Here is a 14,534-nt window from a genome sequence, read left to right on the forward strand (position 1 = left end):
GGCACCGGCGGCGGGATCGGCGGCGCCGGCAGGGCGGCCGCGACCGGTCTCGGCTGAGGTGCGCCAGGCGCCTCCACCCCCGGCGGCACCGGGCCGCCGGGCAGCGGCTCGCAGGTGACGCGGAGCGGCAGGGCCGACCCACGGCGGGCGCCGACGCGGGGCAGCAGCGAGAGGTCGAAGGTGCCGCCGTACGCCGCCGGGGCGCACGTCACCGACACGGAGTAGGCCAGGGCTGCCGACTCCTTGACGTTGACCGTCGTCGCGGCCGACAGGCTCCGCACGGTCGCGCGGAGGTCGGCGGCGGCGGCGGGCGGTGACACCTCGACGCCGACCGGCTGCTCGTCGCGCAGCGTCGCGAGGATCCGCAGCAGCGGGGAGGCCAGCTCGATCGTGCCGTCGCCAGTCTCGGGGACGCCGACGTCGACCGGGCCGACGTCGCCGTTGGGCACGACCTGGCAGACGAGCGGCGCGCCGGCGGCGAGCTCGACCGTGCCGTCGCCGTCGCAGTCGACGCCTCCGGCGGGCGCGAGGGCTCCGGTCGCGCGCGCCACCGCGCCGAGCTCGCGGTTGAGCCGGCCGGGGTCGAGGGTGGGGGTGGGGTCGTCGGCGACCTGGGTGACGCTGCGCTGGCGCACGACCTCGATGCCGACGTGGCGCACACCGTCGTCGCGCATCGCCCGGACCGCCTCGTCGCGGGTCGCGCCGTCAGGGTCGTCGCTCGGCAGCTCGTCGGTCGCGTGGACGACGACCCGCAGCGAGCCCTGCCGCCAGCTGGCCCCCTCACCGCGGGGGACGGGGTCGCCGTTGGCCGGCTTGAGGATGCCGGTGCCGGTCGACATCTGGTGCAGCGCCGTCCACGCCGGCTCGGCGCCACCGGCGGTCGACACGGTGGCGAGCGCCTTGCGCAGCGGCTCGCCGGGCGGGCTGATGTCGAGGCGCCGGTGGTAGCGGGTGCCGGCGGTGTCCTGGTACTCCCCCAGGCCGAACTGCGCGTCGATCCGCTTCTCCCCCAGCTCGCGGGCGAGCTGGGCGAAGCCGTTGACGAGGCCGTTGACGACGTCGTCCATCGACCCGGAGGTGTCGAGCAGGAAGAAGACGTCGATCGGGGTCGGCTCGGGCGAGAGGTCGAGGTCGAGGTCGAGGGTGGCGGTCTCGTCGCGGGCGAGCGCCACCTCGGTCGGGCCGCTGAGCACGGTCTCGGGCGACAGCGGCGGCAGCGGGGTGCCGACGGGGCCGACCGAGAGCCTCCTCGGCAGCGTCGCCAGCCGCGCGCCGGGGATCCAGCGGGCGAGCCGCGTCTCGCCGCGGAAGACGAACGACGACCCTGACAGGTCGACGTCGAGCAGCGGGCCGAGGTCGAACTCGTCGACCGCGACGAGGCGGTCGCCCAGCACGTCGTAGCTGTAGACGTCGGTCGCGGTCGTGACGACGAACTGGTCGAGCCGCGCCCCGCCCGCGCCGGACTGCACCGGCCCCTCGACGACTCCCCGGCCCCCGGCACCCAGGGGCCGGACGTCGAAGGAGCTGCCATCCTTGGAGTAGCGCAGCTGGTGCGGTGAGGACCGCGCGTCGACCTGCTCGAGCAGCCGCACGTTGATCGGGTTGTTCTCGTCGACGGTCACCGCGATCGCGGGCACCAGCGCTCCGTCGGCGTCGAGGAGCAGCGTCCAGGTCGCGCCGGAGTCCTGGCTCGCGTGGACCGCGTCGCCCTGCACGGCGTAGACGACCTGCGGGGCCTTCGGGTGGACCGCGACGGCGGTGACCGCCGCGCCCGGCTCGGGCAGCGGCGTCGTGAGCGCCCACGAGACCCCGCTGTCCGACGTGCGGTGGAGCCGGCCGCCGGCCACGGCGTAGACGGTGCCCGACGCCGACGGCGCGACGGCCAGCGGGCCGGGGACGCCGAGCGGCAGCGTCAGCGGGCTCGTCCGCGCAGGCGCGAGCTCCCCCCACAGCACTGCGGTGGTGGAGACCAGGCCGCGGGTAGGTGAGCCCTCCGGGGCGAGCGGCCCGAGCGGGTCGGCCTCCGACAGCACCTCCACCGTCGCGGCGACCGCACCGCTCGCGGCGGACAGCCCGCGGACCCGGTCGGTCTGGCGGGAGTAGGGCAGCTCGGCGGTCGGGGTCTCCGGCAGCACCAGCACGCTGCTCCACGTGCAGCCGGTGTCGGTCGAGGCGACCACCTCGACGCCGTTGGTCACGAACCACTTCGCGGCGTCGCCGGCGTGCGCCACGACCGCCGCGGGGCCGACGCTGAAGCGCGGGAGCGCGTAGGTCCACCAGACCCCCGACACACCGCCGCGCTCCGTCGTACGCCCGACGCAGGTCGCAGCAGAGGACGCCGGCAGGGCAGCCGGGACGGCCACCAGTGCGCAGGCAGCAGCGACCAGGGTCGCCACGAGCGCGCGCCTCACCGCTGGGTCCTCCTCCGGCCTGTCCGAACCCGCACAAGCCGGGCACAGCGTGCCAGAGACAGGAGTACGACGCGGACGCCGCGACACCTGCCGGTTAGGCCAACCAGCCCGCTGCTTCGGTCGCCCAGTAGGTGAGGACCATCGACGCGCCCGCGCGGCGGATGCCGGTGAGGGTCTCGAGGACGATGCGCTGGCGGTCGACCCAGCCCTGCGCGGCGGCGGCCTCGACCATCGCGTACTCCCCGGAGACCTGGTAGGCCGCGACGGGCACGTCGACGGCCTGCGCGACCGCGTGGACGACGTCGAGGTAGGCCATCGCCGGCTTGACCATCACGGCGTCGGCGCCCTCGGCGACGTCGAGCAGCGCCTCACGCACGCCCTCCTCCGTCGAGCGGGCGGCGTCCTGCTGGTAGGCCGCGCGGTCGCCGAACTGCGGCGCGCACTCGGCGGCGTCGCGGAAGGGGCCGTAGAAGGCGCTGGCGTACTTCGCGGAGTAGGCGAGCACGGGGACCTCAGCGAAGCCGGCCCCGTCGAGCGCGTCCCGGATCGCCGCGACCTGGCCGTCCATCATCCCGCTCGGTGCGACGACCTGGGTGCCCGCGCGAGCCTGCGCGACGGCGGCGCTCGCGTAGCGCTCCAGGGTCGCGTCGTTGTCGACCTCGCCCTCGGCGGTGAGCAGCCCGCAGTGGCCGTGGTCGGTGTACTCGTCGAGGCACAGGTCGCTCATGACGACGGTCGCGTCACCGACCTCCGCCGCGAGGTCGGCGAGCGCGAGCTGCACGACCCCCGCCGGGTCGTCCGCACCGGAGCCGCGGGCGTCCTTGACCTCGGGGATGCCGAAGAGGATGAGCCCGCCGACACCGGCCGTGACCGCCTCGTGGGCGGCCTTGCGCAGCGAGTCGCGGCTGTGCTGGACGACCCCGGGCATCGAGGCGATCGGAGCCGGCTCGGTGAGCCCCTCCTTGACGAACAGCGGCAGCACGAGGTCGGCCGGGTGCAGCCGGACGTCGCTGACCAGCCGGCGCAGGGCAGGGGTACGCCGCAGCCGCCGTGGGCGGGCGCCCGGGAAGGTCACTTGCGGGCGGCCTTGCGCCGGCGCGCCATCGACGGCGCCGGGATCCCCTCCGCCCGGCGCTCCGCGGCGTGGGCAGCGAGCGCCTCGACGAGCGACTCGACGTCGGGCTTGGGCGCCACGACGTCGACGCGCAGGCCGAGCTCCTGGGCGGTCTTCACCGTCTGCGGGCCGATGCAGGCCAGCACTGTCGTGTCGTGGGGCTTGCCCGCGATGCCGACGAGGTTGCGGACCGTGCTGGAGCTGGTGAACAGCACCGCGTCGAAGCCGCCGCCCTTGAGGGCCTCGCGGGTCTCGGCGGGCGGGGGCGCCGCCCGGACGGTGCGGTAGGCGGTGACGTCGTCGACCTGCCAACCGCGCTCGGTGAGGCCGGCAACGAGGGTCTCGGTGGCGATGTCGGCGCGCGGGAGCAGGACGCGGTCGATCGCGTCGTAGCCCTCGTCGAACTCGTGCCAGCCCGCGAGCAGGCCCTCGCTGGACTGCTCACCGGTCGGGACGAGGTCGGGCTTGATGCCGAGCTCGACCAGCGCGGCGGCGGTGGCGTCGCCGACCGCGGCGACCTTCACGCCGGCGAAGGCGCGGGCGTCGAGGCCGAACTCCTCGACCTTCTCCCGGACGGCCTTCACGGCGTTGGTGCTGGTGAAGGCGACCCAGGAGTAGCGGCCGGTGACGAGGCCCTTGATGGCGCGCTCCATCGGCGCGGGGGTGCGCGGCGGCTCGACGGCGATGGTCGGGACCTCGACGGGCAGGGCGCCGTGGCCGCGCAGCTGCGCGGACAGCACACCGGCTTGGTCGCGGGTGCGCGGGACGAGGACCTTCCAGCCGTAGAGGGGGCGGCTCTCGTACCACCCGAGCCGCTCGGACCGCGCCGCTGCGGCGCCGACGACGACGACCGCCTCGCCCTGCAGGCCGGTGGTGTCGCGGTCGACGGAGTCCAGGGTCGACAGCACGGTGCGCTGCTCGGCGCCGGTGCCGCCGACCGTGACCGTCACGGCCTCGGTGCCCTTGCGGCCGTGCTCCTGCAGGGCCGCCGCGGCCTTGGCGACGCCGGAGGCGGCCATCAGCACGACCAGGGAGCCCGGGGCGCCGGCGAGGGCGCGCCAGTCGGTGGTCTCGTCGGCGCGGGCGACGGTCCGCGGCATGCCGAGCGGGGTGCCGGCGAAGGCGGGGACGGCCACGGGGGCGGGTACGCCGGGGGCGACCTCGAGGCGAAGCTTGGCCTTCGCGACGGCGTCGGCCTCCTTCGGGCCCTCGTCGGTGGTGAACGGGTCGCCGGGCAGCAGGCGCACGACGTCGCGGCCCTCCTTGGCGGCGGCCGTGATGCGCGGGCCCTGCGCGCCGGTGGTCAGCTCGACCTCGACGCCCTCGGGGACGAGGGCGAGCACGGCCTCGCCGACGCCCGCGTCGACGAGCAGCAGGTCGGCGCCGGTGATCAGCGCGACGGCCCGCTGGGTCAGCAGCCCCGGGTCACCGGTGCCGGCCCCGACGAGGGCGACCGTTCCGGCGGGCTTCTTGGCGCGGGTGCTCATGCGGTGTCTCCTGATCGAAGGCGGGGGTGCTGCGGGGAGTCGAGGGGTGTGAGGGGTCCGGTCACGCGAGAGCTCATGCGCGGGCCGTGCCGAGCAGGGTGTCGGCGCCGAGCTCGAGCAGCTCGTCGGCGAGGCGGGCGCCGAGGGCGGCGGCGGTGTCGGGGGTGCCGGTCGCGGACAGCCGGACGGCGTCGCTGCCGTCGAGGGCCACGACGACACCGCGCAGGTAGAGCTCGAGGCCGTCGTCGCCCTCGGAGACGTCGGCGAGCGCGCCGACCGGTGCGCTGCAGCCGCCCTCGAGGCGGGCGAGCAGCGCGCGCTCGGCGTCGACGCAGGCGCGGGTGTCAGGGTCGTCGAGGGCCTTGAGCAGGTCGAGCAGTTCGTGGTCGTCGGCGCGGCACTCGATCGCGAGCGCGCCCTGCGCGGGGGCGGGCAGGACCTGCAGCGGGTCGAGTACCTCGGTGACCTCGTCGAGCCGGCCGAGCCGGGCCAGGCCGGCGCGGGCGAGCACGACCGCGTCGAGCTCCCCGCTGGTGACCTTGCCGACGCGGGTGTCGACGTTGCCGCGGATCGCGACGACGTCGAGGCCGAGCCCGAGGGCGCGCAGCTGGGCGGCGCGGCGCGGCGAGCCGGTGCCGACCCGCGACCCCTCCGGCAGCTCGCCGAGGGTGCGGCCGCCGCTCGCGACGAGGACGTCGCGCGGGTCCTGCCGGGGCGGGACGGCGGCGACCACGAGACCGGCGGCGGGCGCGGTCGGGAGGTCCTTGTAGGAGTGGACGGCCAGGTCGACCTCGTGGCGCAGCAGCGCGTCGCGCAACGCCGTGACGAAGACCCCGGTGCCGCCCATCTGCGCGATGGCGCCCGGGTCGACGTCGCCCTGGGTCTGGACCGTCACGAGCTCGCAGGCCCGACCGAGGTCGCGGACGGCCGCGGCGACGGTGCCGGACTGGGTGAGGGCGAGCGCCGACCCACGGGTGCCGAGACGAAGGACGCTCACTCGTCGTCCTCGAGCTCGACGGGCGCGGCGGTGACGGCGTGGACGGCGCCGCGGTCGAGGCCGAAGAGCTCGCGCAGCGCCTCGGCGTAGGAGAGCCCCGCCGGTGCCTCGTCGAGCTCCTTGACCCGCACGGTCGGGCCGTGGAGCAGGGTCTGCACGACCCGGTGGACCGTCTGCTCGACCTCGGAGCGCACCCGGTCCTCGAGCTCGGGGAGGCGGCTGGACAGCCGGGTCAGCTCGGCCTCCATGACCTCGGCCGCACGGGAGCGCAGCGCGACGACGGTCGGCGCGACCTTGGCGGCGCGCTGGGCGGCGAGGAAGCGGCCGACCTCCTCGGTGACGATGCCGCGGGCCGCCTCGACGTCGTCGGCGCCCTCGCCGGCGAGGGCCTGCTGCAGGGTCGCGAGGTCGACGAGCGTGATGCCGTCGAGCTCGCGGACCGTGGGCTCGACGTCGTGGGGCAGCGCCAGGTCGAGGAAGGCGAGCGGCCGGCCGTCACGGGCCTTGACGACCCGCTCGACGAGGTCGTGGGGGATGACGAGGCCGGTGGCGCCGGTGGAGGAGACGACGAGGTCGACCTGGCCGAGGGTGTCCTCGAGGTCGTCGAGGGAGATGCCGCGGCCCTCGAGCGCGGTCGCGAGGTGCTCGGCCTTCTCGAGGGTGCGGTTGGCGACGACGACGTCGTCGACGCCGGCGCGCCGCAGGGTCGCCCCCGCGAGCGCACCCATGGACCCGGCCCCGACGACGAGGACGCTGCGGCCGGCCAGCGGCCCGATCGCAGCGACGGCGTGCTCGAGACCGACGGACACCAGCGACTGGCCTGCCTCGTCGATGCCGGTCTCTGCGTGGACCCGCTTGCCGACCCGCAGGGCCTGCTGGAACAGCTCGTGCAGCACCCGGCCGGCCGACGCACCGTCACGCGCTGCGGCGTAGGCCCGGCGCAGCTGACCGAGGATCTGCGACTCCCCGACCACCATGGAGTCCAGACCGCTCGCGACCTGGAAGAGGTGCTGGACGGCCTGGCCCTCCCAGTGGACGTAGAGGTGCGGGACCAGCTCGTCGTGGGCGACGCCGGAGAGGCGGGACAGCAGGTCGGTCACCGCGTCGACGCCCGAGTGGAAGGCCTCGCTGTCGGCGTAGACCTCGACCCGGTTGCAGGTCGCGAGCACGACGGCCTCGCCGATGTCGCGCATGCCCTCGAGCACGCTCGTGGTGTCACCGACGCCGAGGGTGACCCGCTCGAGCAGGGCCACGGGCGCGCTGCGGTGGGACACGCCCACGGCGAGGACGCTCATGCACCCACCCCCTGCAGGGCGGCCTTGCGGTGCTCGTGGAAGGACAGGATCTGCAGCTCGGTGGCGAGGTCGACCTTGCGGACGTCGACGCCCTCGGGCACCGCCAGCACGGTCGGCGCGAAGTTGAGGACGCTCGTGACGCCGGCGGCGACGAGCCGGTCGCAGACGTCCTGGGCCGCGTCGGCGGGGGTGGCGATGACACCGATGGAGACCTGGCCGTCGCTCACGACCTCGGCGAGGTCGTCGACGTGCCGCACGGCCAGCCCGCCGACCTGCTCGCCGACGCGCGCCGGGTCGGCGTCGAGCAGGCCCGCGACCCGGAAGCCGCGGCTGGCGAACCCGCCGTAGCCCGCGAGGGCGTGGCCGAGGTTGCCGACCCCCACGATGACGACGGCCCAGCCCTGGGCCAGACCGAGGGTGCCGCCGATGTGGTGGACCAGGTCCTCGACCTCGTAGCCGACCCCGCGGGTGCCGTAGCTGCCGAGCTGCGAGAGGTCCTTGCGGACCTTCGCGCTGGTCACGCCGGTCGCGGTCGCGAGCTCCTCCGACGACACCGTCGTGCTGCCCGCCTCCGCGAGCGCCGACAGCGCCCGCAGGTAGACCGGCAGCCGCGCGACGGTGGCCTCCGGGAGGTCGCCCCGCCGACGGGCGGGCGCGTGCTCGGTCACGAGGGTCCTCGACTGTCGGAGGTGACTTGCTCGACGTCGAGGTTACGCGCTTGTGAACGGATGCACAAAGTCGGTGACGGCCGTCACGTCACACCCCGAGGGCCCGCCGCAGCGCCCTCTCGTCGACCTGCCAGTAGGCGTGCTCGACTCCATCGAGGAGCACGACGGGCACCTTGTCGGAGTACGCCGCCTTCGCCCCGGAATCGGCGTCGACATCCACGACGAGGTACGCCGCACCCGCGTCGCGCGCCGCCCTCTCCACGACGGGAGCCGCCTGCTCGCACAGGTGGCAGCCGACCCGCGTGACCAGCGTGACCGCGCCGACCCGGGGGCGCTTGCGTAGCAGCCGCACGGTCAGGCCTGCTCGCGCAGGCGGCCCTTCGAGACCTTGCCGGTCGCGGAGTGCGGCAGCTCGGTGACGAACTCCACCGACGTCGGGCACTTGAAGCGGGCGAGCGACCGTGCGGCGTGGGCGATGACGTCGTCGGCGCTGAGCCGGGCACCCTCGCGGAGTACGACGAGGGCCTTCACCGACTCGCCGGTGTAGGGGTGGGCGATGCCGATGACGGCCGCCTCCTCGACGTCGTCGTGGGTGGCGAGCACCTCCTCGACCTCGCGCGGGTAGACGTTGAAGCCGCTCACCAGGATCAGCTCGCGGCGCCGGTCGACCAGCCGGAGGTCGCCGTCGTCGTCGATCACCGCGACGTCACCGGTCGCCCACCAGCCGTCGGTGTCGGGACCACCCTCGCCGTCGGGCCAGTAGCCGGAGAAGAGGTTGGCGCCGCGCACCACGACCTCACCCGGGTCGCCCTCCTCCACCAGCGCGCCGGACTCGTCGCGCAGCTCGAGCTCCACCCCCGGGATCGGCCGGCCGATCGAGTCGGGCTTGGCGACCTCCGACATCAGCGTCGTGGTGAGCACGGGTGCGGTCTCGGTCAGGCCGTAGCCCTCGAAGACGTGGTGGCCGGTGACGTCGAGGACACGGTGCAGCACCGTCGCCGGCAGCGGCGCCGAGCCCGACAGGGCCAGCCGCACCGTCGTGAACGCGTCGCCGACGTCGGGCAGCATCGACCACGCGACGTACATCGGGGGCGCGCCCACCACGTTGGTGACCTGGCACGACCGGATCAGCTCGAGCGTCTCGACCGGGTCGAACCGCTCGGCCAGCACGCCGGTCGCGGCGTGGCGGGCCACCATGCCCAGCCCGCCGTTGAGGCCGTAGACGTGGAACAGCGGCAGCACCAGCAGCACCACGTCGTCGGACTCCACGACCGGCGGGTCGATCTGCGCGCACTGGTCGAGGTTGGCCAGCAGGGCCCGGTGGCTGAGCATCGCGCCCTTGGGCCGGCCGCTCGTCCCCGAGGTGTAGAGCACGACCGCGAGGTCCTCCCCGCCGGCCGTCGTCGTCGTCCCCGACTGGGTGCCGCGGTCGAGGAGGGCGTCGAGCGACAGCGCTCCCTCGGGTGCCGTGTCGACGTCGGCGACGACGAGCTGCGGCCCGGCCGACGCGGCCTGCGCCGTCGCGGCCCCGCTGCGGCTGGTGACGAGCACCTTCGCCCCGCTGTCACCGAGCACGTGCGCGAGCTCGTCGGCGGTGTAGCCGGTGTTGACCGGCACCGCCACGAGCCCCGCGCGCAGCGCCCCGAAGTAGACCGCCGGGAAGTCGGGGGTGTTGCCCAGCTGCAACGCGACCCGGTCGCCGGTGGCCAGCCCGAGCGACAGCAGCCCGGCCGCGGCCCGGTCAACCCGGGCGTCGAGCTCGGCCCAGGTCGTCGTCGTGTCGCGGAACACCAGCGCTGCCTTGTCTCCCGCGCGCTCGGCGGCCTGGCGCACCAGGTCGGCGAGGTTGCCGCCGGTCACACCGCTGGTCACGGGACCTCCGGGTCGGGCTGAGGGGCAGGGCCGCTGCGGAGTCAAGCACGCACGGGCACCCCCGCGCCCGACAGTGACGCGCTCGCGTCGTTCGCACGCGCCCGTGCCGTCGCCCTTGCCCCGCGGTCTGCCCTTACGCGGCTGTCTCGTCCTCGTCGTGCTGGGGCTCGTGGCTGGTGACGGGTGGGAGGTCGAGGTGGGGGTCGTCGAGGTGTTCCCAGGTGTGGTCGCGCCAGGGGTCGTCGAGCAGCTGTTGGCGGTGGTCGGGGTCGGGGTCGTGGGGGTTGGGGAGGGTGTGGGGGTCGACGAGGTGGAGCTGGCGCTCGAGGTAGGCGTCGGCGTCGGGGGGTTCGGGGTCCCAGGGTTGGGGGTCCTCGAGCTGGTCGTCCCAGCCGTCGGTGACGGCCTGCAGGGGGCGGAGCTCGGTGGGGACGCTGGGGTAGGTGCTGTGGCGGGTGATGCTCCGGCCGGTGGGGCTGGTCCAGGTCACGACGGGCTGCCCATCGATCTCGGTGCGGGTCTTGGTCCAGCCGGTCTGCTTGAGGCGGTGGTGGTGGCGGCACAGGGGGCCGAGGTTGCACTGGCAGGTGGGGCCTTGGGGCCAGGCGAGGTCGTGGTCGAGGTCGCAGCGGGTCGCGGGCACGGTGCAGCCCGGGAACTCGCAGGTGAGGCTGCGGCGCTGGACGTAGCGGCGTAGGGCTGCGGGGGGCCGGTAGGGCCCGGGGTCGAACGCACCTCGCGACGTTCCCGCGGCGGCGGGTCCCGTTGCGGTGTCGTGCCCGGTGTGTGGGCAGGCTGCCGCCGGCTCTGCTGTCGGGGCTGGGGCTGGGCGGCTGGTGGGCGGTGCGCTCCCGGGCGTACCGGGGGTGCCGTGTGGTGTGGGTGGTGCGCCGGTCGGGTCCGGCTGGCCTGGTCGGTGCCTCATCTGCGGCGGTGGGGGTGGGTCGGTCATCGTGAGCAGGGTGTCGCGGATGTCTTGGGGGTCGCGGTTGAGCTGGATCGGCTTGCCGGGGTCGCCGAGGGGCGCTCCGGTGACCGGGTGGACGCTTTGCCTGCTGACTAGTGGTGACTGGTGGAGTTGTTGGCGGATCCAGTCGGCGTCGACGGGGCCGGTGAGCTGGCTGGTGCCGGGTCCGTGGCCGAGCAGGAAGCCGGCGGTGTCGGCTTGGTCGAGCAGCGTCGCCAGGGGCGCGAGCACGATGATCGAGACCTTGCCGGGCTGGCACGCGGGCGTGAGTGGCAGCGCCGGGTCGGCCGTCGCGCCGGCTCCGTCCGCGCCGCCGGACCCTGCCCCGCCCCTGCCGCCGCCTCCCGCGTTGCCGGTACTGCCGGGGTTGTGGGTGGGGCAGGGGGTGGCGCGGCCCAGGACGAGGTCGAGCAGGGTGTCGAAGCGGTGGGCGTCGTGGCTGATGTCGGGGTCGCGGAACCGGTCGTCGCCTGCGCGTTGGGCGATGGCGGCCATGAGGCGGGTGATGTCGTGGGCGGGTCCGTGGATCCACAGGCCGGCTTGGCCGTCGGCGAGGGGGACGTGGCTGATCCCGCGGCCTGTCGCGGCGGTCTCGCGGCGCTTGTGCTCGGCGGTGAGGTCGAGCGCGGCGCGGGTCTGGCGGGCGACGAGGGTGACGGGTCGGGTCCCGACCTGCGGGCCGTGGGCCAGGACGGCGTCGACGACCGTGTCGGTGTGTGCGGGGGACAGCCCGTCGGTCTCGGTGAGCAGCGCGGTGACTTGCTCGGGGGTGAGGGTGTCGTAGATCGCGAACGAGACGGCGAGGGCCGCGACGCGGGTCGCTTCGCGCAGGAGGCGTTCGGCGCGGCGTTCGCTGATGCGCAGGCAGAACGCGAGGCTGATGTCGGTGAAGGCCGCGGCGGGGCCGGAGGCGGCGTGCAGCTGCAGGGTGAGCTGGAGGAGCCGGGCGTGTTCGGCGGAGTTGGTCTGCGCCCACGCTTCGAGCTCGGCTTCCAGCGCCTCAGCCCGACCGGGGTCGGGGCAGCCCGGAGCCACCGGCGTGGTCGCTCCGGTGGCTGGCATGGATTCCCTTTCCCGTCTGACGTCAGTAAAGCATCGGCAACCTGATGTTGCAACACTGGGTGCACGATGTGTCCCGCGGACCTGGCACGGGCAAGGCGGCGTGCCCAGCGGGCCAGGTCAGTGGGCACGTCATCGTCACCTGGAACCGGCCCTGACAGAGACGCAGACCGCAAAGGTGTGGACAGCCGACCGACCTGTGGACGGGCTACAGCGCGAACATCTCCGAGGCCGTGACGAAGCGGTAGCCCCGGGCCTTCGCCTCGCGCAGCACCTGGGGCATCGCCGCGACCCCCACGTGGTGCGGGCCAGGACCGCCGTCGTGACCGAGCAGGACCATCCCCGGGTGCAGCACGTCGAGGACCTCACGGGCGACGTCGTCGGAGTCCGCTGGGCCCTCACCGCTCTTCTCGTGCAAACGCACGTCCCACATCAGCACGTCGAGGTCGCGCTCGGCCGCAGCCTCGAGGACCGCCCCCGACAGCCGGCCGAAGGGCGGCCGCAGCATTCGGGGCCGTGAGCCGGTGGCCCGGCGGATGACGTCGTCAGTCCGGTCCAGCTCGTCGGCGACCGCCGAGGCACCGAGAAGGCACAGGTCGGGGTGGTCCCAGGTGTGGTTGACCAGCTCGTGGCGACCGCTGACCCGTCGCCGCAGGAGCGACTCCTGCCGGGCCGCCCGGCTCCCCACCACGCAGAAGGTCGCCGGCACCTTCGCGTCGTCGAGCAGGTCGAGCAGGGGGGCGGTCAGCTCCTCGACCGGCCCGTCGTCGAAGGTGAGCGCGAGGACCTTCTCCGTGGTCGTCGCGCGCCACATCACGCGCAGGCTGTCGGCCCGGCGCGGCTCGACCGAGCTGGCCGCATCGGCGCGCAGCCGCATGTCCGCGCGGTCACGCCACCCCACGATGCTTCCGCCGGCGACGACGCCGGCGCCCGTCAGCCCGGCCGCGCCGAGGCCCCGCAGCAGCCCGCGCCGATCGATGCCCCCCACGTGATCGAGAGTACGACGCACCACCTGCCTGTGGGTCGCTTCCAGCAGGTCTGGGATCCGTCGGGAAGACGTCGCCTGGGCCACCTCATCCGTTGGCCGCGCCTGCGCGAACATCAGGTATGACGCTTGCCCGAGCCCTTCCGGTGATCCTGCCCGCTGCCGGTGTGCTGGCCGTCTGGGCGGTCCGCCCCGGAGTCGTCGAGAACGCCGCGCGCAGTCCGCTGGCCTGGGTCGTCGTCGTGGGTGGGATCGCCGCCGCAGTCGGCGCGCGCGCCGCCGCAACCCGACTCGGTGCCTCGTCACTGCTCGCCCGGGGACTCAGCGCCGCACTGGTCGTCGGGCTCGTCGCGGTCGTCCTCGCCCCGTCCTTCCGTCAGCGCACCCTCGTGGAGGACGTCCCCGCCGACCTGCTCGCCGGCGCGGCCGGACCGCCCGCCACCGCGCCCGACCCGAGCACTCCGGTGAAGATCCCGGCAATCCTCGACAGGACCGGTCAACTCGAGGGCATCGGCCACACCGCACATGGCAGGGTGCACCTGCGCACGAGCGGCGGTGCGTCGTACCTCGTCTTCGACGACGTCGACATCGAGGGCAGCGTCGGTCCCTCGGTGCACCTCCTGCCGGAGGGTCGGCGCGAGCCGGGTGGCGGCGGTGTGAGGTTGGGGGCGCTCAAGGCGGAGCGGGGCACCTTCACCTACCGCCTGCCCTCGACGGTCGACCTCACGCGACGCTGGTCGGTGCTCGTCTGGTGCGACCCCTACGACACTCCGATCGCCGCGGCCGACCCGAGGTGAGGGGGGTGCGGCTACGTCGCTGACAAGGCCGCCAGATCCGGCAGCAGGCGCTCGCAGACCTCGGCCACCCAGCGGGCCGGGTCGGGCCCGCCCGGGCTGACGAAGACCTGGGCGACGCCGAGGGCGGCGTACTCCTGCATGGTGGCGAGGAAGGCAGTCGGGTCGGCGAGCGGGTCGGTGTCGACGACGATGGTGCGCTCCACCTCGGCAGGGTCGCGGCCGACGTCGGCGCAGTGCCGGTCGAGGACCTCGAGCTTGTGGGCGACCTCGGCGATGTCGGTGGCGAACAGGTTGCACGCGTCGGCGTACTGCGCGACGAGCCGCAGCGTCTTGCGCTCACCCGAGCCGCCGACGAGCACGCGCGGCCGGTGCAGGGGAGCGGGCACGCAGACGGTCTCGGCCAGGTCGTAGTGCGTGCCGGCGTAGGGGCCGTCGTCCGGTCCCCACATCTGCGCGCAGACCTGCAGCGCCTCCTCGAGCCGCTCGAAGCGCTCGGCCAGTGGCGGGAAGGGGACGCCGAGGCCGAGGTGCTCGCGGTCGTACCAGGCCGCGCCGATGCCGAGCAGCGCGCGACCACCGGACAGCACGTCGAGGGTCGCGATGGTCTTGGCGAGCAGCCCGGGGTGGCGGTAGGTGACGCCGGTGACGAGCAGGCCGAGCTGGACCCGCGAGGTCTGCCCGGCGAGGAAGCCCAGCGCGGTGTAGCCGTCGAGCATCGGCTCGGCCGGGCCGCCGTAGGGCTCCATCTGGAACCAGTGGTCCATCAGGGTCAGTGTCGTGACGCCGCCCTCGTCGGCGGCCCGCGCCGTCGCGGCCAGGACCGGCGCGATGGTGGCGGGGTCGCGGGGGAAGCGCGAGACGTGGACGGCGAGCTGCACGGTG

The 14,534-nt window shown here is 74.7% G+C and carries 12 protein-coding genes; 1 reads left to right on the forward strand and 11 read right to left on the reverse strand.

What is annotated here, in order from left to right:
- The 10 genes from Q8R60_00005 to Q8R60_00050 all read right to left on the reverse strand — a co-directional run.
- A partial coding sequence (locus Q8R60_00005; protein ID MDP3710851.1) for a hypothetical protein occupies window positions 1-2,411 on the reverse strand: 2,411 nt, incomplete at its 3' end.
- Between the two features lie 94 nt (window positions 2,412-2,505).
- Window positions 2,506-3,486 carry a porphobilinogen synthase gene (gene hemB, locus Q8R60_00010; protein MDP3710852.1) on the reverse strand — a complete coding sequence of 327 codons (981 nt, stop codon included), beginning with the start codon at window positions 3,484-3,486 and terminating at the stop codon, window positions 2,506-2,508.
- Window positions 3,483-5,012, reverse strand: a complete 1,530-nt coding sequence (locus Q8R60_00015; GenBank protein ID MDP3710853.1) for a uroporphyrinogen-III synthase — start codon at window positions 5,010-5,012, stop codon at window positions 3,483-3,485. The genes hemB and Q8R60_00015 overlap by 4 nt, the downstream gene beginning before the upstream one ends.
- Window positions 5,013-5,085: 73 nt before the next feature.
- The gene (gene hemC / locus Q8R60_00020; protein MDP3710854.1) at window positions 5,086-6,009 is read right to left on the reverse strand and encodes a hydroxymethylbilane synthase; all 924 of its coding nucleotides are present in this window, start codon (window positions 6,007-6,009) and stop codon (window positions 5,086-5,088) included.
- Window positions 6,006-7,304, reverse strand: coding sequence for a glutamyl-tRNA reductase (locus Q8R60_00025; protein ID MDP3710855.1), 1,299 nt, complete (start codon window positions 7,302-7,304; stop codon window positions 6,006-6,008). Before Q8R60_00025 ends, hemC begins: the two co-directional genes overlap by 4 nt.
- Window positions 7,301-7,972, reverse strand: coding sequence for a redox-sensing transcriptional repressor Rex (locus Q8R60_00030; GenBank protein ID MDP3710856.1), 672 nt, complete (start codon window positions 7,970-7,972; stop codon window positions 7,301-7,303). Before Q8R60_00030 ends, Q8R60_00025 begins: the two co-directional genes overlap by 4 nt.
- An 88-nt stretch (window positions 7,973-8,060) precedes the next feature.
- Complete coding sequence (locus Q8R60_00035; GenBank protein ID MDP3710857.1) at window positions 8,061-8,324, reverse strand: glutaredoxin family protein; 264 nt, start codon at window positions 8,322-8,324, stop codon at window positions 8,061-8,063.
- 2 nt (window positions 8,325-8,326) lie between these two features.
- A complete protein-coding gene (locus Q8R60_00040) occupies window positions 8,327-9,844 on the reverse strand; it encodes an AMP-binding protein (GenBank protein MDP3710858.1) in 1,518 nt (505 codons plus the stop codon).
- A gap of 133 nt (window positions 9,845-9,977) precedes the next feature.
- Window positions 9,978-11,873 carry a hypothetical protein gene (locus Q8R60_00045; GenBank protein MDP3710859.1) on the reverse strand — a complete coding sequence of 632 codons (1,896 nt, stop codon included), beginning with the start codon at window positions 11,871-11,873 and terminating at the stop codon, window positions 9,978-9,980.
- Window positions 11,874-12,078: 205 nt separating this feature from the next.
- Window positions 12,079-12,858 carry a polysaccharide deacetylase family protein gene (locus Q8R60_00050; protein ID MDP3710860.1) on the reverse strand — a complete coding sequence of 260 codons (780 nt, stop codon included), beginning with the start codon at window positions 12,856-12,858 and terminating at the stop codon, window positions 12,079-12,081.
- Window positions 12,859-12,977: 119 nt separating this feature from the next.
- On the opposite strand from Q8R60_00050, the gene Q8R60_00055 reads away from it, so the two are divergent.
- A complete protein-coding gene (locus Q8R60_00055) occupies window positions 12,978-13,652 on the forward strand; it encodes a hypothetical protein (GenBank protein MDP3710861.1) in 675 nt (224 codons plus the stop codon).
- Between the two features lie 11 nt (window positions 13,653-13,663).
- Here the strand turns inward: Q8R60_00055 and Q8R60_00060 are convergent, their stop codons facing one another.
- Entirely contained in the window at window positions 13,664-14,530 is an 867-nt protein-coding gene (locus tag Q8R60_00060; GenBank protein ID MDP3710862.1) for an LLM class F420-dependent oxidoreductase, read from the reverse strand.
- Between the last annotated feature and the right edge of the window lie 4 nt (window positions 14,531-14,534).

The organism is Mycobacteriales bacterium (assembly GCA_030697205.1).
Taxonomy (GTDB): domain Bacteria; phylum Actinomycetota; class Actinomycetes; order Mycobacteriales; family SCTD01; genus JAUYQP01.

Excerpts from the sequence above, each read along its gene's own strand:
- Q8R60_00015 (MDP3710853.1), bottom strand. The coding sequence starts at position 5,012 with ATGAGCACCCGCGCCAAGAAGCCCGCCGGAACGGTCGCCCTCGTCGGG.
- Q8R60_00025 (MDP3710855.1), bottom strand. The coding sequence starts at position 7,304 with ATGAGCGTCCTCGCCGTGGGCGTGTCCCACCGCAGCGCGCCCGTGGCC.
- Q8R60_00045 (MDP3710859.1), bottom strand. The coding sequence starts at position 11,873 with ATGCCAGCCACCGGAGCGACCACGCCGGTGGCTCCGGGCTGCCCCGAC.
- Q8R60_00055 (MDP3710861.1), top strand. The coding sequence starts at position 12,978 with ATGACGCTTGCCCGAGCCCTTCCGGTGATCCTGCCCGCTGCCGGTGTG.